14 protein-coding genes are annotated in these 19280 nt (G+C 69.9%); 9 read left to right on the top strand and 5 right to left on the bottom strand.

Annotation, left to right across the window (positions count from 1 at the left end; translation table 11 throughout):
- Positions 1-120 precede the first annotated feature (120 nt).
- The 3 genes from C516_RS0103175 to C516_RS0103185 all read left to right on the top strand — a co-directional run bounded on the left by C516_RS0103175 (position 121) and on the right by C516_RS0103185 (position 4539).
- Positions 121-702, top strand: a complete 582-nt coding sequence (locus C516_RS0103175; protein WP_018716917.1) for an LOG family protein — start codon at positions 121-123, stop codon at positions 700-702.
- Positions 678-2777 carry a tRNA(Met) cytidine acetyltransferase TmcA gene (locus tag C516_RS18410; RefSeq protein WP_156831107.1) on the top strand — a complete coding sequence of 700 codons (2100 nt, stop codon included), beginning with the start codon at positions 678-680 and terminating at the stop codon, positions 2775-2777. The genes C516_RS0103175 and C516_RS18410 overlap by 25 nt, the downstream gene beginning before the upstream one ends.
- Before the next feature lie 109 nt (positions 2778-2886).
- Positions 2887-4539 (top strand): FMN-binding glutamate synthase family protein, encoded by a 1653-nt coding sequence (locus C516_RS0103185; RefSeq protein WP_018716919.1) that lies wholly within the window; start codon positions 2887-2889, stop codon positions 4537-4539.
- Between the two features lie 13 nt (positions 4540-4552).
- On the opposite strand, the gene C516_RS0103190 is transcribed toward C516_RS0103185, so the two are convergent.
- On the bottom strand, positions 4553-5611 hold the full coding sequence (locus C516_RS0103190; protein ID WP_018716920.1) for a phospholipase A: 1059 nt from the start codon (positions 5609-5611) through the stop codon (positions 4553-4555).
- A 161-nt stretch (positions 5612-5772) separates the two neighbouring features.
- Between C516_RS0103190 and C516_RS0103195 the strand changes: the two genes are divergently transcribed.
- Positions 5773-6402, top strand: a complete 630-nt coding sequence (locus tag C516_RS0103195) for a class II aldolase/adducin family protein (RefSeq protein ID WP_018716921.1) — start codon at positions 5773-5775, stop codon at positions 6400-6402.
- A 31-nt stretch (positions 6403-6433) separates the two neighbouring features.
- Positions 6434-11953, top strand: a complete 5520-nt coding sequence (gene uvrA / locus C516_RS0103200) for an excinuclease ABC subunit UvrA (protein ID WP_018716922.1) — start codon at positions 6434-6436, stop codon at positions 11951-11953.
- Between the two features lie 83 nt (positions 11954-12036).
- On the opposite strand, the gene C516_RS0103205 is transcribed toward uvrA, so the two are convergent.
- The 3 genes from C516_RS0103205 to C516_RS0103215 form a co-directional block, all read right to left on the bottom strand.
- Complete coding sequence (locus C516_RS0103205; protein ID WP_018716923.1) at positions 12037-12486, bottom strand: Hsp20/alpha crystallin family protein; 450 nt, start codon at positions 12484-12486, stop codon at positions 12037-12039.
- 153 nt (positions 12487-12639) lie between these two features.
- Positions 12640-13320, bottom strand: coding sequence for a tRNA (adenosine(37)-N6)-threonylcarbamoyltransferase complex dimerization subunit type 1 TsaB (tsaB, locus tag C516_RS0103210; RefSeq protein ID WP_018716924.1), 681 nt, complete (start codon positions 13318-13320; stop codon positions 12640-12642).
- Complete coding sequence (locus C516_RS0103215) at positions 13317-14648, bottom strand: MFS transporter (protein ID WP_018716925.1); 1332 nt, start codon at positions 14646-14648, stop codon at positions 13317-13319. The genes tsaB and C516_RS0103215 overlap by 4 nt, the downstream gene beginning before the upstream one ends.
- A 669-nt stretch (positions 14649-15317) precedes the next feature.
- Here C516_RS0103215 and ectA point away from each other — a divergent pair.
- From ectA to thpD, 4 genes are all read left to right on the top strand, one after another.
- Positions 15318-15848, top strand: coding sequence for a diaminobutyrate acetyltransferase (ectA, locus tag C516_RS0103220; protein WP_018716926.1), 531 nt, complete (start codon positions 15318-15320; stop codon positions 15846-15848).
- A 20-nt stretch (positions 15849-15868) separates the two neighbouring features.
- Entirely contained in the window at positions 15869-17143 is a 1275-nt protein-coding gene (gene ectB, locus C516_RS0103225; RefSeq protein WP_018716927.1) for a diaminobutyrate--2-oxoglutarate transaminase, read from the top strand.
- Positions 17144-17255: 112 nt separating this feature from the next.
- Complete coding sequence (locus C516_RS0103230; RefSeq protein WP_018716928.1) at positions 17256-17645, top strand: ectoine synthase; 390 nt, start codon at positions 17256-17258, stop codon at positions 17643-17645.
- A 303-nt stretch (positions 17646-17948) separates the two neighbouring features.
- Positions 17949-18857: an ectoine hydroxylase gene (thpD, locus tag C516_RS0103235; RefSeq protein WP_018716929.1), complete on the top strand. Its 909-nt coding sequence runs from the start codon at positions 17949-17951 to the stop codon at positions 18855-18857.
- An 18-nt stretch (positions 18858-18875) separates the two neighbouring features.
- Here thpD and C516_RS0103240 read toward each other — a convergent pair whose 3' ends face one another.
- Positions 18876-19280, bottom strand: a complete 405-nt coding sequence (locus C516_RS0103240; protein WP_018716930.1) for an RNA-binding S4 domain-containing protein — start codon at positions 19278-19280, stop codon at positions 18876-18878.

Raw genomic sequence — 19280 nt, forward strand, 5'->3', positions numbered from 1 at the left:
ACAATATCGCGGCGTCATGCCGCCCGCGATGGCGTGCTCATCCGGTACAATCGGATGTCGGGCGCACGGCGGCGCCGATACGGCCGGCGCGCCCGCCGCGCACTGAATTATGGAGGATCCATGCAACGCATTTGCATCTATTGCGGCTCCGCCGCCGGGCGCGACCCGCGCTACCGTGAGGCCGCGAGCGCCTTCGGCGCCGCCGTGGCCGCCCGGGGGCTCGGCGTCGTCTACGGCGGCGGCGCGACAGGGATGATGGGCGCCGTCGCCGACGCCGCTCTCGCCGAGGGCGGCGAAGTCGTCGGCGTCATTCCCGAAACCCTGCTCGCCCGCGAAGTCGGCCACCGGGAGGTCACGCGGCTGGAGGTCGTGACCTCCATGCACGAGCGCAAGGCGCGCATGGCCGAGCTCGCCGACGGATTCATCGCCCTGCCCGGGGGGCTGGGTACCTTCGAGGAGATCTTCGAGATCCTCACCTGGGCGCAGCTCGGCTTCCATCGCAAGCCCTGCGGACTGATCAACATGGCAGGCTACTACGACCATCTGGTGACCTTCCTGGACCATGCCGTGGACACCGGCTTCCTGCGCCGGAGCAACCGGGACATGCTGCTCGTGGACGACGACGGCGAGCGGCTGCTCGAGCGTTTCGCCGAATACCGCGCGCCCCGCGTGACCCAGTGGATCGACAAGAGCAGTACATAGACGGCGGCGTCGACGCCCTGCGGCGCTATCTCGCGGGTGTCCGGGATCCGGCGGGGCGTTATCGCCGGCTCGTAGTGTTACCGCCGCCCACGGACGCGGCCACGGCGATGGCGGCGGTAACCGCCCCGGCGGTACTGGTCAGCGATGCGCCGCCCGACGGCGAGGACGCGGTCCCGCTGCGCCGGGCCGCAACACTGCTCGGCAGCGAATACCGGGACGTCGTCGTCGATGTCCGTGCCGGTCTCGACGTCGACGCCCTGGCCGCCGTCGCCGGCGCCGTGATCGCCGGTGGCGTCATGGTCGTAATCACCCCGGCGCTCGAGGACTGGCCGGGCTCTGCAGACCCGGCACTTGCAGGCCGCCTGTCCTGGCCGGCCGAACCCGCCGACGCCGCCGGTCATTTCCGCGACCGCCTGGTCCGCTGCCTGCGCGAAGACCCCCAGGTCGCGATATATCCCGCCGCCCCCGGGGCAGCATTGCCCCGGCCGGCCGCCGGCACGGCGGGCGACGACCCCGCCTGTCTCACCAGCGATCAGGCCGCAGCGGTGGCCGCCGTCATTGCCGGCGCCGGTGGGGCGCCCCACCGTCCGTGCGTGCTCATCGCTGACCGGGGGCGGGGCAAGAGCACCGCACTCGGGATCGCGGCCCGTCGCCTGCTGGAGGCCGGTTCCGGGCCGGTGCTCGTAACCGCGCCGCGCCGGCGTGCCGCCGAGGCGCTGATCGCCGCCGCCACGGTGGACGGCTGCCCGGGGCCGCGTTACCTCCCGCCGGACCAGCTCATCCGCGAGCCCCGCCCCGCCGGGATGCTCCTCGTCGACGAGGCCGCGGGCCTGCCGGCCCCCATGCTCGATGGGCTGTTGGCGCGTTATCCGCGCATCGCATTCGCGACCACCGTGCACGGCTACGAGGGTACCGGTGCAGGCTTTCGCGTGCGCTTTCTCGCCTCCCTCGACCGGCGTACACCGCAATGGCAGGAACACCGCCTGACCCAGCCCGTGCGCTGGGCGGACGGCGACCCCCTGGAGGCACTGCTCTTCCGCGCCCTGCTCCTGGACGCCGAGCCCGCTGATCTCGCCGCCATGCCCGCGACCGGCCAGATCACCACCGGTCGTGAGCCGGCGGCCGCCCTGGCCCGGGATGAGAGCGCCCTGCGCGAGTTCTACGGACTACTGGTCGATGCCCACTACCAGACCCGCCCGGACGATCTGCGGCGCAGCCTCGAGGCCCCGGGTGCGGGGCTGTGGGCCGCGCGGGACGACGACGGCCACATCGTCGCCGCCGCGGTAACCCTGGACGAGGGCGAGCTCCCGCAGGCACTTCATACCGATATCCTCGCCGGGCGACGACGCCTGCAGGGTCACCTCCTGCCCCAGTCCCTCGCCGGCCACGGCGGCCTGGGCCAGGCACTCGCCCTGCGTCACCGGCGCGTGCACCGTATCGCCGTCCACCCGGCACTGCGCGGGCATGGCACTGGGCAGCGGCTGATGGCGACCATGGCGCGCGCTGCCCGGGAGGACGGGCTGGACACCCTGGGCACTGTCTTCGGCGCCACGCCCGCCCTGTTGCGCTTCTACCGGCGCTGCGGCCTGGCTGCCGTACAGCTCGGTCATCGCCGGGACGCGGCCAGTGCCAGCCACGCGGCGTTCATGCTCCGCCCTCTCTCCGGCGACGGCGCCACCCTGACCGAGACCGCCCGCGCCCGCTTCGCCCGGGACATACCCTGGCGTCTTGCCGGGCCGCTCACGGCCCTCGATCCCGGCGTTGTGGCCGCCCTGATGCCGGGCCTCGACTTCGGCGCAGCGGACGATGCCGACGGCACCACGATCGCCGCGTTCTCCCACGGCCACCGCGGCCCGGACGACGCCGGTCCAGCGGTACAGCGCAAGCTGCTGCACCATCTCGCCGCGTCCTCCGGCAATGCCGACGACGATGACGGCGCACAGCTGCTGGTGGCGCGTTTCCTCCAGCATCGGCCGTGGGACGAGCTGGCGGCCCGGGCCGGCGTGAGCGGCCGACGCGCCGTCATCGGGGCACTGCGCGCCGCCGCGGCGGTGCTGATCGCCGCGGATACCTGAACGCGGCCGGACACTCGGCGCCCTCACCCGGCGCCCCGCGGGCCGAGGGTGGCGTTACCGGTCATCCGGTTAGTAAGCTCCCGCCACCCGGACCGGAGGAGACCGTCCCATGAATGCCCGCCCCACCCTGTTCCGTATGCCGTCGCGCTACAACGCCTATGCGGCGAGTATCGCCGGGCTCGCGGTATCCCTGACCGGTCTGGTATTCAACCCGCTGTGGGGATGGCCGGCCGCGGTGTTTGCCGCGCTCACGGCGCTCGGCACCTGGGATCTGCTGCAGCGCCGGCATACCGTGAGCCGCAACTACCCGGTCCTCGCCCACCTGCGCTACTGCCTGGAGTCCATCGGCCCGGAGATCCGCCAGTACTTCATCCAGGCCGACACCGAGGAGCGGCCGTTCTCCCGCGAGCAGCGCGCGGTCGTCTACCAGCGCGCCAAGAACGTCCATGACAAGAAACCCTTCGGCTCCCTGCTCGACATGTACACCGAGGGCTATGAGTGGATCAGCCCCTCCCTCGCGCCTGCCCCGGTGGCGGACGGCGACTTCCGTATCACCGTCGGCGAGGACCGCGCGCAGCCTTACTCCGCGAGTGTCCTGAATATATCGGCGATGAGCTTCGGTGCGCTGTCCGCCAACGCCATCACCGCACTGAACGCCGGTGCCAGGGAGGGCGGCTTTTACCACGACACCGGCGAGGGCTCGATATCCCGCTACCACCTCAGCCACGGCGCGGACCTGGTCTGGGAAATCGGTTCCGGTTACTTCGGCTGCCGGACGGACGACGGCCGGTTCAACCCGGAGCGCTTCCGCGAGAACGCCCGCCGGGAATCGGTGCGGATGATCGAGATCAAGCTCTCCCAGGGCGCCAAGCCCGGGCACGGCGGTATCCTGCCTGCCGCCAAGGTAAGCCCCGAGATCGCCGCCGCACGGGAAGTCCCGGCCGGTCGGGACGTGGTCTCGCCCGCCGCGCACTCGGCGTTCCGCACCCCCCTGGAGATGATGGACTTCATCGCCACGCTCCGGCACCTCTGCGGTGATAAACCGGTGGGCATCAAGCTTGCTCTCGGACACCCGTGGGAGTGGTTCGCCATCGTCAAGGCGATGCTGGAGACCGGCGAGCGCCCGGACTTCGTGGTGGTGGACGGCGGCGAGGGCGGCACCGGCGCGGCCCCGCTGGAATTCGTCAACCGCCTTGGCATGCCGCTCACCGACGCCCTGCTGCTCGTGCACAACACCCTGGTCGGAACCGGCCTGCGTCCCCACATCCGGGTGGCCGCGGCCGGCAAGATCACCTCCGCATTCCACATCGCGCGCACCCTCGCCCTCGGTGCCGACTGGTGCAACGCGGCACGGGGATTCATGTTCTCGCTGGGCTGCATCCAGGCCCTGTCCTGCCATACCGACCGCTGCCCCAGCGGTGTGGCCACGCAGGACCCGCGCCGCGGCGCCAACCTGGATGTCACCGACAAGTCCCGGCGGGTGGCCCGCTTCCACCGCAACACACTCCATGCCCTCGCGGAGATGATCGCGGCCACGGGCCTGCAAGACACCGCCGAGCTCGGCCCGGAGCATATCGTCCGGCGGATCTCGCGCAGCGAGGTGCGCTCGTACCGTGAACTCTACCCGTTCATGGAACCCGGGGCGCTGCTCGACGGCGCGCCCGACGCGGCCGTGTTCGCCACGTACTGGCCGCAGGCGCGGGCGGATACGTTCCAGCCGCCGCCGGCGGACGCCGCGCTGCGCACGACGAAGCTGCGCTGACGGACGCCGGCGCCTACATCCAGTCGATGAGCATGATCCCGGCGCTCGCCCGGGTGGTGATGTTGTCGTAGTTGATCAGCCCGTCACCGTAGCCGTGAAAGAGCTGTATGTAGCCCTTCATGCCCCCCCAGAACGGAAACGTATAGTCAAGCTGCAATGCACCGCGCACCGGCTCCCCGCCTATACCGAGGTTGCTGCGCAGCATCACGGAATAGGTCTGATCGCCATCCTTGAGGTGCGCCCAGACCTGGGCGCGGCCGTAATAGTCGCTGATATTGGGGTTGTCGTCGTCGCCCTCGGATTCCGGCAGGCGCCACCATCCACGTGCGCGCAGCGCCCACTTGCCCTCGTCGAAGAGAACACCGGCGGTCATGCGGTTCCAGCTTCGCGACTGCGGGTCCGAACGGCCGTTGGACATGTGGTTCACCCCCACGGTGAACAAACGCCCGTGGAGGCCGAAGAGGTTATATTTCGTGCGGTACGAGTAGATCAGCTCCGGCTCGTAGTTGGTCTCGCGGAACGGCGCGGATTCCTCGCTGTTGTAGGCCTGCCAGTAGGACTGCTGCGTGTACGCCAGCCACAGGTCCCCCCGCCGCGTGCCGAGCTCCGGCCATATCTTGGTCTTGAAGCTGATCTGGAACTTGACCTCGGTGTGGTCCACCGACTCCATGTCATCGCTACGGTAGGCTGCCTCGTTGGGATTGAAATCGTAGGAGAACGGCAACAGATAGGTCGGACGGTAAGGCGTCACCACGAACGGTCCGCGGTCCGCCTGGGCAACGAGTTCCCAGCGCTCGGCCAGTGCCGAGGGTGCCGGCGGCGGCGTCTTCTCGGCCACCTTCTCCTCCGGCGTCTTCGCCCGGTTCTCCGGCAACAGCTCATCGGCGGAGCGGCCGGTGGGCGTGCGTCCCAGCGTCGTGTCGTAACACGTGAGTCGTTCCTGGGCGCTCTTGAGCTCCATGCAGCCTTGCAGCGCCTGGCCGGGCTCCACCGTGGCATTCGTTTCCGCGGCGCCGGCGCGGACCGCGACCAGACCGGCGCACAGGGCGATACTCAGGTGTCGGTGGGTCAACCGTCCCTCCATGCGCGAGACGCTACCGCTTGCAGGATGGCGTAGTCTGCCCGACCGGCGTTATGCTCGCTACCCCGTCCCGCGAACCGCGGCCCGCCTGTGTGCCGGATGGCCGCGTGCCGCCCGTCCCCAACGAATCAGTGTGCCAGCGACACAGGCGGATGGAACGAGAAGGCGTCATCAAATTCGATCTGTGCCACGAGCACGGCGCGCCCCCGGACGCGGCGTCGGTCGCGGTGCTGGATGCGTGGCGGGACGTGCTCCGCCGCCTCGGGCTGATCGGCCGAAGCCCCCGGCGTTACGGCGGCCTCGGCTTCGGCAACGTCAGCCACCGCGCCGCAGGCGGTGCATTCGTGGTATCCGGCAGCCAGACCGGCGGCCTGGATGCGCCGGGTCCCGCGGGCTACTGCGAGGTCACGGCGTGGGACGTGGAACACAACACGATCCGCTCCCGCGGACCGGTGCGGCCGTCATCGGAGTCCCTGACCCACGGCGCGGTGTATGCAGCCGACGACACCGTGGCCTGGGTCTTTCACGGCCATTCGCCCGAGATCTGGTCCCGGCGCCGTGTCCTCGGACTGCCGGAGACACCCGCCGACGTCCCCTACGGGACACCGGCGATGGCCCGCGCGGTGGCCTTGCTGGTCCGGCGCGCCGGCCCCCAGGCGGTATTCGCCATGGCCGGCCACCGTGACGGCGTCATCGCCTACGGCCGCGACAGCGACGCCACCGGCGGCGCGCTGGTCCGGACCCTGGCGGCGGCACTGGCCGCCGCCCACGCCGGCCGCTGAATCCTGATTCCCCGACGGGAGAGACGACACTGTGAGCGACGAGCGCATCCGCATCCGCGGCGCACGGCAGAACAACCTGCGCAACCTGGACCTCGACATCCCCCTCGGCGAGATGGTGGTGGTCACCGGCGTGTCCGGGTCCGGCAAGTCCTCCCTCGCCTTCGACACCGTGTACTCCGAGGGCCAGCGCCGCTACGTCGAGACCTTCTCGCCCTATGCACGGCAGTTCCTCGATCGCATGGACAAGCCCGCGACGGACCGCATCGAGGGCATCCCGCCGGCGATCGCCATCGACCAGACCAACCCGGTGCGGACGTCGCGCTCCACCGTCGGCACCATGACCGAGCTCAACGACCACCTCAAGCTGCTGTTCGCCCGCGCCGCGGCGTTGTTTTGCAACGGCTGCGGCCGGCGGGTGACACGGGATACCCCGGGCAGCATCGCCGAGCGCCTGCTCCGGCGCGCCCCCGACGAGCGCGCCGTGATCCGCTTCCACGTCGCGGTGCCCGAGAACTTCGGCGACGATGAGGTCCGGGCCATGCTCCAGCGCCAGGGTTACACCCGGGTGACCGCCGAGGACGGCGGCTTCGACGTCGTCCAGGACCGTGTACGCCTGAGCGGGGAACGCCGGGAGCGTATCGTCGAGGCCGTCGAAGCGGCGCTGCAGCACGGCCGTGGCCGGGTCCGCGTGGACGTGCTCGACGACGAACGCACGGTCACTGCGAGCCACCGTTTCTCCTCCGCCCTGCACTGCCCGGACTGCGACCTCGCCTATCGCGACCCGCAGCCCAACCTGTTCTCGTTCAACTCCCCTATCGGCGCCTGCAGCGAGTGCCGCGGCTTCGGACGGGTCATGGGCATCGACTACGCCCTGGTGATACCGGACGACCGGCTGAGCCTCGCCGAGGGGGCGATACGGCCGTGGCAGTCCGGCCAGTCCGCCGAGTGCCAGCGCGACCTCCTGCGCTACGCCCGCGCCCGCGGCGTGCCCACGGACGTGCCCTGGCGGGAGATGCGCGAGGCCGACCGCGACTGGGTCATCCACGGCGAGGGCGGCTGGGACGCGCCGGATACCTGGTACGGCGTCCAGCGCTACTTCGACTGGCTCGAGTCCCGTGCCTACCGCATGCACGTCCGCGTGCTGCTGTCGAAGTACCGCAGCTACGACCTCTGCCCGGCCTGCCGCGGGGCACGGCTGGCGCCGGAGTCCCTGGCCTGGCGCCTCGGCACCGCGGCCGACACGGACGCCGTCCTCGACCCGGACACCCGGTTCCGCCCGAGCGGCGCCACGATTCCCGCAGAGCGGCTGGCCGCCCTGCCCGGGCTGTGCATCCACGACCTCATGTGCCTGCCCCTGGAGCGCCTGGCCGGCTTCTTCGAGGGCCTGGCGCTGCCCGCCCCGCTGGACGAGGCCGCGACCCTGCTGCTCGACGCCATCCGCTCACGCCTCGACTACCTGAACCGGGTCGGCCTCGGCTACCTGGCGCTGGACCGGCAGTCGCGCACCCTCTCCGGCGGCGAGGTCCAGCGCATCAACCTGACCACCGCCCTGGGCACCTCGCTGGTCAACACCCTGTTCGTCCTCGACGAGCCCAGCATCGGCCTGCACCCGCGGGACATCCGGCGCATCGTCTCGGTCATGCACCGCCTGCGCGACGCCGGCAACTCCCTGCTCGTGGTCGAGCACGATCCGGACGTCATCCGCGCCGCGGACCGCATCATCGACATCGGCCCGGGGCCCGGCGAGCACGGCGGCCGGATCGTCTTCGAGGGGGCGCCGCAGGCACTCCTCGAGGACCGCGGCTCGCTAACGGCCGACTACCTTACGGGCCGGCGCCAGGTCGGCGACGCCCGGGACACCGCGCGCCCCGAGCCGTCGTCGTGGCTGACCGTGGTGGGCGCGAGCGAGCACAACCTGAAGGACATCACCGTGTCCCTGCCGCTGGAGCGGTTGACGGTGCTCACCGGCGTGTCCGGCTCCGGCAAGTCAACGCTCATGGGCAGCATCCTCTACAACGGCCTGCGCAAACTGAAGGGCCAGCCCGCGGATGCGGCCGGGGCCCACCGACGCATCGACGGCGGGGAGCACGTCGACGACGTGGTGCTCGTGGATCAATCCCCCATCGGGCGCACCACGCGCTCCAACCCGGCCAGCTACGTCGGTGCCTTCGATCCCATCCGCAAGGCCTTCGCCGCCCAGCCGCTGGCGCGCGAGCGCGGCTACACCAAGGGGATGTTCAGCTTCAACTCCGGGCGCGGACGCTGCCCCGCGTGCGGCGGCAACGGCTTCGAGCACGTCGAGATGCAGTTCCTCTCCGACGTCTACCTCCGCTGCCCGGACTGCGACGGCCGCCGCTATCGCTCCGAGATGCTGGAGGTCACCCTGCCGCCGGCTGCGGGGGACGACGACCGCCCCCGCTCCATCGCCGAGGTGCTGGACCTCACCGTCACCGAGGCCCTGGACTTCTTCGCCGACGCCCCGGACGTCCTGCGGGCCCTGGAGCCCCTCGCCGCCGTCGGGCTCGGCTACCTGCGCCTCGGCCAGCCGGTACCCACACTCTCCGGGGGCGAGTCCCAGCGCCTCAAGCTCGCCGGCCACCTGGCGAAGAACAGCGGCCGCCGCCGCAGCGGCGAGCGGCTGCTGTTCCTCTTCGACGAGCCCACCACCGGGCTGCACTTCGACGACGTCGCGGTGCTCCTGCGCGCCTTCGAGCGGCTGATCGAGGCCGGCCACTCGCTGGTGGTCATCGAGCACAACCTCGACGTCATCCGCAGCGCCGACTGGATCGTCGACCTCGGCCCCGAAGGCGGGGACCGCGGCGGCGAGCTTATCGCCCACGGCCCGCCGGCCACGGTCATGACCTCCCCGGACAGCCACACCGGCGCGGCGCTGCGCGCCTACGGCGACGGCACCGGGACCGGCGGGGCCGACGCCGCGGCAGCGGCGGTGGCGGACGTCGCCGCACCCGCCTACCGGCGCGACGCCATCCACGTCCATCACGCCCGGGAGCATAACCTCAAGGGCATCGACGTGGACGTGCCCCACAACCGGCTGACGGTGATTACCGGGATCTCGGGGTCCGGCAAGTCCACCGTGGCCTTCGACATCCTCTTCAACGAGGGCCAGCGGCGCTACCTGGAGTCCCTGAACGCCTACGCCCGCCAGTTCGTCCAGCCCGCCTCGCGCCCGGACGTGGACGCGATCTTCGGCATTCCCCCGACCGTGGCCATCGAGCAACGCACCAGCCGCGGCGGGCGCAAGTCCACGGTCGCCACCATGACGGAGATCTACCACTTCCTGCGGCTGCTCTTCGTCAAGCTCGGCACCCAGCACTGCCCGGACTGCGACATCCCCATCCGCGCGCAGACCGCGGACGCCATCGTCGCGCAGCTCCTCGACGAGCACCGCGGCGCCCGCCTGCGCCTGCTGGCGCCGCTGGTGATCGCCCGCAAGGGCTACTACACGGACCTCGCCAAGTGGGCCGCGGGCAAGGGCTTCACCCACCTGCGCGTGGACGGCAGCGACATGCCCACCGGCGACTGGCCGCGTCTGGACCGCTACCAGGAACACGACATCGATCTCCCGGTCGCCGAGGTCGACGCCGAGCCGGGCAACGAGGACGGGCTCCGCGAGGCCCTGGAGCACGCCCTCGCCCACGGCCACGGCACGGTGCGCGTCGTCCACGACGGCGGCGAGGCCCTGCTGTCCACGGAGCGCGCCTGCCCCGGCTGCGGCCAGAGCTTCGCGCCCCTGGACCCGCGGCTGTTCTCGTACAACTCACGCCACGGCTGGTGCCCGGAATGCTACGGTACCGGCGAAATGCTCGCCGGCTTCGACGCGGAACAGACCGGCGAGGAGCGCTCGTGGCGGAACGTGGACGAGGGCGAGGTCACCGTCTGCCCCGCCTGCGACGGCCGGCGCCTCAACCCCACCGCCCTCGCCGTGCGGTTCACCGGCCGGAGCATCGCGGCCTTCACCGGGGAGTCGGTGACCGATGCCCGCGAGACCTTCGGGACCCTCACCCTGGACGAGCGCGAGGGCGAGATCGCCCGGGACATCCTCCCGGAGATCCGCAACCGCCTGGACTTCCTCCGCGAGGTCGGCCTCGGCTACCTCACCCTCGACCGGGCGGCGCCCACCCTCTCCGGCGGCGAGGCCCAGCGCATCCGGCTCGCCGCACAGCTCGGGTCCAACCTCCAGGGCGTGTGCTACATCATGGACGAGCCGACCATCGGGCTGCACCCGCGGGACAACCGCATGCTCCTCGACACCCTCGGCCGCCTGGAGGGCAAGGGCAACACTATCGTCGTGGTGGAGCACGACGAGGAGACCATACGCCGCGCCGAGCACGTCATCGACCTCGGGCCCGGCGCCGGCGTCCATGGCGGCCGGGTCGTGGCCGCGGGACCTGTTGACACCCTCCTCGCGAACCCCGACTCGGTGACCGGCCGCGCCCTCGCCGAGCCCCTGCGCCATCCCCTGCGCGGCAGCCGCCGCACCGACGAGCCGGAGGCCGAGGTCCAGGTGCGCGGGGCGCACCGGCACAACCTCCACTACGTGGACGCCCGGGTGCCGCTGTCGCGGCTGGTGGCGGTCACCGGCGTGTCCGGTTCGGGTAAGTCCACGCTGGTACGCGACGTCCTCCACGGCAACCTGCGCCGCCTGGTCGCCACGCGGCGCGGCGAGACACCGCCGGCACCGCAGGGCTGCGAGGCGGTGACGGGCTGGGAGTCGGTGGAACGGGTACTGGAAGTGGACCAGACGCCCATCGGCAAGACGCCCCGCTCCTGCCCCGCCACGTATGTGGGCATCTGGGACGATATCCGGCGGCTGTTCGCCGAGACGGAGGAGGCACGCATCCGCGGCTACGACCCGGGGCGCTTCTCCTTCAACACCACCGACGGCCGCTGTCCGGAATGCGACGGTCAGGGCATCAAGCGCATCGAGATGAACTTCCTCCCGGACGTGACCATGCCCTGCGACGTCTGCCACGGCCTGCGCTTCACGCCGGAGACCCTGGCCGTGACCTGGCGCGGGCTCTCCGCCGGGGACGTGCTGGCCCTGAGCGTGGACGAGGCGGTGGACCTGTTCACCGCGCAGCCCCGCATCCACCATGCCCTGCGCCTGCTCCAGGACACCGGTCTGGGCTACCTCACACTGGGCCAGCCCAGTCCTACCCTGTCAGGAGGCGAGGCGCAGCGGCTCAAGCTGGTCACCGAGCTCGCCAAGGCGCGGCCATCGAATACCCGGCGCCGCGCGCCGCACACGCTGTACGTGCTCGACGAGCCGACGGTGGGACTCCACATGGCGGACGTGGAGCGGCTCATTCACGTCCTGCACCGGCTGGTGGAGGCCGGCAACACCGTGGTGGTGATCGAGCACAACCTGGATGTGATCGCCGAGGCGGACTGGCTGCTGGACCTCGGCCCGGAGGGTGGCGACGGGGGCGGCCGGCTGGTGGCCCAGGGCCCGCCGGAGGCCGTGGGTACGGCGGACACCCCGACGGGACGGATCCTCGGGGAGTTCCTGGCCGAGCGCACCCGGACCTGACACGGCCGCAACCAAAAACGGCGGCCCCAGGGACCGCCGTCGGGATCGGGGTGACGTCGCCGGCGTCACCGTTCAGGGATGGCTCACTGCTCCACCGGGATCCGTCGGGACACGGCGGTCTCGCGCTTGCCGATCTCGATGCGGAGCACGCCCTGATCCCCGCGGGCGCGAACCGACTCCGGGTCGGCGCTGTCCGGCAGCGCGAAGCGCCGGTAGAACACCCCATAGGCGCGTTCCCTGCGGCGTACGCCGCCCTCGTCGGTATCACGCTCGCTGGTCCGCTCACCCCGGATGGAGAGCACCCCGTTCTCCATGGTCACCTCGATATCCTCCGGCGTCACGCCGGGGATATCGGCCTCGACCACGAACTTGTCCTTCTCCTCGCGGATGTCCACCGCCGGGGTCCACTGACTGGTCTCCACGGTGGAAAAATCACGCACCGCATCGAGCAGCGGCGAAGAAGAGAAGAACCGGCTGAACTCGTCGCTCAGGTTGGCCACGCCACGGCCCGGGCGATAACGCGTCATGTCCATATCCATCACCTCCCTGCATTGTTCCCGTATTTCCCGTCGCGGACGCACCGCGATCCTGCATTCCGGTATATCGGGAACATCGAGTTCAATTTCAAGTGATTGGGGGTTACTGTCGACAAACGGGACGAACGGAATTCGTACCGCCCGCCAACCCTACCCCTGGGTGACGCGGTTGCGCCGGTAGGTGGGCACGACATCCTCCGCAGCCACACCGCGCGCCCCCGCCGCCAGCCGCACCTCGGCCAGGGCGAGACAGTCCCGGGCGTCCGGCAGGCGTTCCGGATCGACCACCGTAACCGCCTCGCCTAGCCGTTCCGCGAGGACCTCGGCGTAGGCGCCGTAGCCCGTACCGCAACCGAGCCAGGCGTCGCCGGTGCCCGGCAGCACCACGGAATCCGGCGACACCACCGCCTCCTCCCCCGCGGTGACGACGCCCGCGCCACGGCGCCGATAGCAGCCCCAGTAAACCTCGCCCATGCGGGCGTCCATGGCGACTGCAACTGCCGCCGCACCGTGGGTGCGGCAGGCCCCCTGCGCCACGGTGGCCAGGGTGGACACCGGGATCACTGGCAGGTCCGCACCGAGGGCGAGCCCCTGGGTCACACCAATACCGATCCGCACCCCGGTGAACGAACCCGGACCGCTGCAGCAGGCCAGCGCCCCGAGGTCGGTCATCTCCAGGCCCGCCTCGTCGAGGACCGCACGGACCATGGCGAGGACGGTCCGCGAATGCCCCTGCCCGACGGCCTCGTACCGGCACAGCACCGCCTTTCCGGCCCGTAGGGCGACCGAGCAGGCGGTGGTGGTCGTATCGATGGCGAGCAGCCCGCTCATGACCGGTGGTCCCCCTCCCCTGGGCCGGCATCCGGGGCCGCCGCTTCCTCGTCGGCCGTCCCGGCGCCGTCGTCACCGTCGAAATCGAATTCCATCTGTATGCCACTCTCCGCGTAAGGATCGAAGGTACCCGTGTAAGGCGTGCTGCTCGGTCCCATCTGGTAACCGGAGGTCTCGCTGATCGACAGCGGCGGTCCGACACGCTGGCGCAGCAGCGCGAAACCGGCGAGCGCCAGCGCCGTGGCGCCCAGCGTCCAGAACAGTCCCGTCGGGCCGACCAGGCCCATGAGCTGCGACGTCGCCACGGGACCGGCGATCATCCCCGCACCGTGCACGAGAAGCAGGCCGGCGCTGGCACCGAGCATCCGGCTGGCGTCCATGAAATCGTTGGTCAGCGATACCGACAGCGGGTAGAGCGTGAATGCGAGCCCGCCCCACAGGACCGACAACCCGACGACGGCCCCGGTACTGTGCGCGGTCAGCGCCACCATGGCGCCGCTGACGATCGCGACCGCCGCGGCGACCGTGGCGATCACGTCACGGCGATTGTACAGGTCCGACAGCCTGCCTATGGGATACTGGAGCAGGAAACCGCCGACGATGGTCACGCCCATCAGGATCGCGATCATCGACTGGCTGAACCCGGCGCCCTTGGCATACACTGGCCCCATGCCCAGGAACGAGCCGTTGATCACCCCCGCCGCCGCGCACCCCACAACCCCCAACGGCGACGCCGCGTAGAGCTCGCGCAGCCGCACCGGCACCACCTCGCGCAGCTCCGGGGAGGAGGTGCGGGTGATCGTCACCGGCACCAGCGCAAGGCCGATCAGCGCGGCGGACAGGCTGAACAGCTCGAATCCGGCGGGATCGGAGAACACCAGCAGGAACTGGCCGCCCCCGAGCCCCACGTAGGTCACGACGCTGTAGACGCCGAAAACCTGGCCCCGGTACTCCGGCGGCGTGCGGTCGTTGAGCCAGCTCTCCACCACCATGTACAGGCCGGCGATGGCGAAACCGTAGACCAGCCGCATGCCGCCCCACACCACCGGCTCGATGAAGATGGGGTACGCCAGCGTGCTGGTCGCCGCGATCACCGCCAGCGCGGCAAACGTCCGGATGTGGCCGACACGCGCGATCACCCGGCCGCATATGCGAGTGGCGAGCACGAAGCCGACCGAGTAGCTCGCCGCCACCAGACCGATAACCTGGGTCGGGAACCACTCCATCGTCATCCGCACGCCCACCAGCGTGCCCAACAGGCCCCCGCCGACGAGCAGCAGCCCGAACGACAGGAACAGCGCGACGAAGGGGGATACGATTCGGGTCATACCGCCCCCTCCTTCCAGTAACGCGCCCGTCCTGCACCGCCGGCCGGGGTGCGCCTGCCGGCGGCCCCGCCGGGATCGCGGATGGGCACTGTCCGGACGGCCACGCGTCCAAGGCGGGCAACGCCATCCGGCGTCCACGGCCGGTGACGATAACAGTCCCGCCGTCCACGCCGCGGCCCGCACTGGCCGCCGGCAGGGCCGTGCGCTGATGATCCGGATAGTAACGTCTGACGCATGGATGCCCGTGATGCGACCGGCCCGGAAGACCGGCCGGTTGATTGTTGTTCGGCGGTGGTGAGCATAGCCGAGATGCGGCGGACCTGACCATTCCACGACCGGGGTGAGTGCCGGCACCACCGCGGCCGGCGGGCCGCGTCACGCTTGACACGGACTATCGTGTAGTGCATTAATGATAGGCCAATCTAAACGACGGAGAAGAAATCCGTTGATGATGGATTTCACCGCCTGCCGGATTATCCCCACGACCCCTGCATCCACCACCAGTCATGTCGCCGGGGCCTGAGAACACCCCATAACCGTGCCGCACACGACACCATGCCTAGACCGTCACGAACCCGGAACGGGTACGTGTCAGACATGTCGTGTCCGGCGGTCCGGAAGGCGTGAACGCCGCACAGCGACCGAATAACCCTGAGCGAGGAGTGCGCAATGGCCAGCAGACCCAGTGAGGACGGCATCATTCTGAGACAGCCGGCGATCGCCGATGGTGGCGGCATGTGGCGGGTTGTCCGTGACGCCGGGGTGCTCGACGAGAACTCCAGCTACCTGTACCTGCTCATGGCCCGCGACTTCTCGGAGACCTGCGTGGTCGCGGAGCGCGACGGCCGCACGATTGGCTTCGTCACCGGCTACCGCCGGCCACAGCGCCCGGACACCGCGTTCCTCTGGCAGGTGGGGCTGCTGCCCGAGGCTCAGGGCCTGGGTCTCGGCAAGCGCCTGGTCGCCGCCTTCCTGCGCGCCCCCGGGTGTCAGGGGGCAACCCGGCTGGAGACCACCATCACGCCGGATAACGCCGCATCGCGGGCGCTGTTCCGCGCCGTGGCCCGGGACCTGGGTGCCGAATGCGCCGTCAGCCCGTGCTTCACCGCCGCGGACTTCCCCGAGGCCGGGCATGATGACGAGGAACTCTTCTCTATCGGCCCGTTCACGGCGGACGCGCCGAACACACTCAACTACTAGATCCAGAGAGGGAATCAGCCATGGATTACATGGAGGCGATCAACCGGTACGAGTCCGAGGTGCGCAGCTACGTGCGCAGCTTCCCCACGGTCTTCGAGAAGGCGCGGGGCTCGTATCTCTACAACACCGAGGGGACCGCCTACCTGGACTTCTTCGCCGGGGCGAGCGTGATGAACTACGGTCACAATCACCCCGACATCAAGAAGGCCCTCACCGACTACATGGCGGATGACAACATCATCCACAGCCTGGACATGGCGAGCGTGGCGCGGGCGCAGTTCCTGCAGGCCTACCACGACATCATCCTCGCCCCGCGTGGCATGAACCACCGTATCCAGCTGCCCGGCCCGACCGGCACCAACGCGGTGGAGAGCGCCCTGAAGATCGCGCGCAAGGCCAAGGGCCGCGAGGGATTCGTGGCGTTCACCAACGCCTTCCACGGCATGACCCTCGGTGCACTGTCGGTCACGGGTAACCAGTTCAAGCGCGACGGCGCCGGGGTGCCGCTGCTCAACACCGCCTCGATGCCGTACGACAGCTACTTCGGCGACGAATTCGACACCATCGACTACTTCGAGAAGATGTTGGCCGACGGCGGCAGCGGTGTCGGCATCCCCGCCGGCGTGATCGTCGAGACGGTGCAGGCCGAGGGCGGCGTGCGCGTGGCGAGCGGCGAGTGGCTGCGCAAGCTGCAGGACCTGTGCCGCGAGCACGACATGCTGTTCATCATCGACGATATTCAGACCGGAAACGGGCGCACCGGCAACTACTTCTCCTTCGAGGAGTTCGATCTCGATCCGGACGTCGTCACCGTCTCCAAGTCCCTGTCCGGTTTCGGCATGCCGCTGTCCATCGTACTGGTCAAACCGGAATTCGATATCTGGGAGCCCGGCGAGCACAACGGCACCTTCCGCGGCTTCAACCCCGCACTGGTCACCGCGCGCCGCACCCTGGAACTGTTCTGGCAGGACGACGCCTTCGCCGGCGAGGTCAAGCGCAAGGGCGAGAAGATCCGCGAGTGGCTGCAGGGCCTCGCCGCGCGCCACCCGCAGGCCAAGGGCGAGGTCCGCGGCCGCGGCATGATGCAGGCGGTGGAGTTCGAGAATCAGGAGCTCGCCGGCAAGGTCTCCGAGAAGGCCTTCGGCCACCGACTGATCATCGAGACCGCCGGTCCGAACGACGAGGTGCTCAAGCTCCTGCCGCCGCTGACCATCGAGGACGAGGTTCTCGACCAGGGCCTGGAGATCATCGAAAGGGCCCTCACCGAGGCCATGGCCGAACTCGGTATTGCGTGAGCCGTGTCGCGGCATGAATAATCGTTAGCGTCCCATCCGGTTCCGGATGGGCGCTGCGACCACGCCCGAGGGGCGGCCTCCCGCCCCTTTCGCTTTTCAAGGAGACCAGCGGATGAAGATCGTCAGGCTCGAAGAGATCATCGGGACCGACCGCGACGTGGAGGGTCCGGACTGGAAGAGCCGCCGCCTGCTGCTGAAGAAGGACGGCATGGGTTTTTCCTTCCACGAAACCATCATCCCGGCCGGGACCGAACACACGTTCTGGTACAAGAACCACCTCGAGGCGGTGTATTGCGTGGCCGGTAACGGCACCATCGAGGACCTGGCCACCGGTGAGGTTCACGAGATCCGGGACGGCACGCTCTACGCCCTGGACAAGCATGACCGGCACGTGCTGCGCGGCGGCACAGAAGACATGCGCCTGGTCTGTGCCTTCAACCCACCGGTCACCGGCCGCGAGGTTCACGACGAGGACGGCTCGTACACCCTCGTCGAGGACTGACCCCGTCCCGGGCGCCCGGGTTGACGCCCGGGCGCCTGCATTCGTAACTTTCCCACCACAACACAGGGTCTCCCCGCTGCAGGGGACGCCGGTGTTTCCTTTGCACGTCCGACCTTCCGGTGCCACCAGCACCGGTGCCCCGCATGGACGTGCCGGATAGTACGCACGGCATGTGCCGGTGCCGGGGCTCCGCCCGGCCCCGCGCCACGAGCCCGGCGACTGGCATGCACGGGTCGCGTGGCAGCGTTCGCTGCGCGCAGCAGGGTTCTTTCCGTATCGCTGGCGATTCAGGGAGGTGCCGACATGCTGAACAGCAAGGATCTCTATCCCACCCGCACCGAGGAACCCGTGGGCATGATTCCGCGGCTCGACCCGGTGATCCATTCGGACGAGCACGGCCACTGGTCGGGCCCGCTGACCGACGAGGAGCTCCGAGGCTTCGAGCGCGACGGCTATCTCTTCTTCGACGGGCTCTTCCCGCCGGAGGAAGTCGAAGCTTTCCGCGAGGAGCTGCGCCGCCTGGAGGCCGATCCAGATCTGAATGACTGGGACGGCATGATCCGCGAGCCCGAGAGCAACGAGGTGCGCTCGGTCTTCGGCATTCACCGCGCAGACATCTCCGACCGGTTCAACCGCCTGGCCCGGGACCCGCGCCTGCTCGACCGCGTCCGCCAGCTCCTGGCGAGCGAGGTCTACATCCACCAGTCCCGCATCAACTACAAGCCCGGCTTCCGTGGCACGGGCTTCAACTGGCACTCGGACTTCGAAACCTGGCACGCCGAGGACGGCATGCCGCGGATGCGGGCCGTGAGCTGCTCGATCATCCTCACCGACAATCACGCCCTCAATGGGCCGCTAATGCTCATCCCCGGCTCGCACAAACACTTCGTCTCCTGCGTGGGGGCCACACCGGAAGACAACTACAGGCGTTCGCTCAAGGTCCAGGAGTTCGGCGTGCCCGACGAGGACGCGATCCGCACCCTCGCGCGGGAACGCGGTATCGACGCAGCCACCGGCCCGGCGGGCTCGCTGTTGATCTTTGAGTGCAATACCCTGCACGCCTCCAACGCCAATATGTCGCCGGACCCGCGCAGCAACGTGTTCTTCGTCTACAACAGCGTGCGCAACCGCCCGCAGCAGCCCTACGGCGCCCCCGGGGTGCGGCCCGCGTTCCTCGGCGAACGCGAGGACTTCACACCGCTGGAACGATAACGCGGCGCGACCGCCCCGTCAGCCGCCGCCGCGCTTGAACGCCGCAAGTTCGCGGCGGTTGCGCCGGTCCGGGCGATGATCGGGCCGCGGCGTCGCCGCGGCCACCGCGCGCCGTTCCACGCGCACTGCCTCGCGCCGTTCGATGCTTTCCCCGGTTTCGGTGTAGAGGGTCTGCGCTTCGGTAGCCGGACCGCGTTTGTCCGAGAGATCGTCGACCGTGACCTCGAAGGTCACGGGCCCCTTGGTGATCGCGAGCCGCTGGCCGACGCGTACGTCGCGGGCGGGCTTCGCCCGCACCCCGTCCACCTCGACCTTGCCACCCTTGACCGCCTCTGCCGCGAGGCGCCGTGTCTTGAAAAATCGCGCCGCCCATAGCCACTTGTCCAGGCGCACGCCGTCCGCGTTGCGGGACCCATCGGTCAT

Source organism: Arhodomonas aquaeolei DSM 8974 (assembly GCF_000374645.1).
GTDB classification, from domain to species: Bacteria; Pseudomonadota; Gammaproteobacteria; order Nitrococcales; family Nitrococcaceae; genus Arhodomonas; species Arhodomonas aquaeolei.

What these genes read in the sequence shown, in the direction of transcription:
- C516_RS0103175 (WP_018716917.1), top strand. Translation starts at nt 121, where the DNA reads ATGCAACGCATTTGCATCTATTGCGGCTCCGCCGCCGGGCGCGACCCG.
- C516_RS0103185 (WP_018716919.1), top strand. Translation starts at nt 2,887, where the DNA reads ATGAATGCCCGCCCCACCCTGTTCCGTATGCCGTCGCGCTACAACGCC.
- C516_RS0103195 (WP_018716921.1), top strand. Translation starts at nt 5,773, where the DNA reads ATGGAACGAGAAGGCGTCATCAAATTCGATCTGTGCCACGAGCACGGC.
- C516_RS0103205 (WP_018716923.1), bottom strand. Translation starts at nt 12,486, where the DNA reads ATGGACATGACGCGTTATCGCCCGGGCCGTGGCGTGGCCAACCTGAGC.
- tsaB (WP_018716924.1), bottom strand. Translation starts at nt 13,320, where the DNA reads ATGAGCGGGCTGCTCGCCATCGATACGACCACCACCGCCTGCTCGGTC.
- C516_RS0103215 (WP_018716925.1), bottom strand. Translation starts at nt 14,648, where the DNA reads ATGACCCGAATCGTATCCCCCTTCGTCGCGCTGTTCCTGTCGTTCGGG.
- ectA (WP_018716926.1), top strand. Translation starts at nt 15,318, where the DNA reads ATGGCCAGCAGACCCAGTGAGGACGGCATCATTCTGAGACAGCCGGCG.
- ectB (WP_018716927.1), top strand. Translation starts at nt 15,869, where the DNA reads ATGGATTACATGGAGGCGATCAACCGGTACGAGTCCGAGGTGCGCAGC.
- C516_RS0103230 (WP_018716928.1), top strand. Translation starts at nt 17,256, where the DNA reads ATGAAGATCGTCAGGCTCGAAGAGATCATCGGGACCGACCGCGACGTG.
- thpD (WP_018716929.1), top strand. Translation starts at nt 17,949, where the DNA reads ATGCTGAACAGCAAGGATCTCTATCCCACCCGCACCGAGGAACCCGTG.
- C516_RS0103240 (WP_018716930.1), bottom strand. Translation starts at nt 19,280, where the DNA reads ATGACCGATGGGTCCCGCAACGCGGACGGCGTGCGCCTGGACAAGTGG.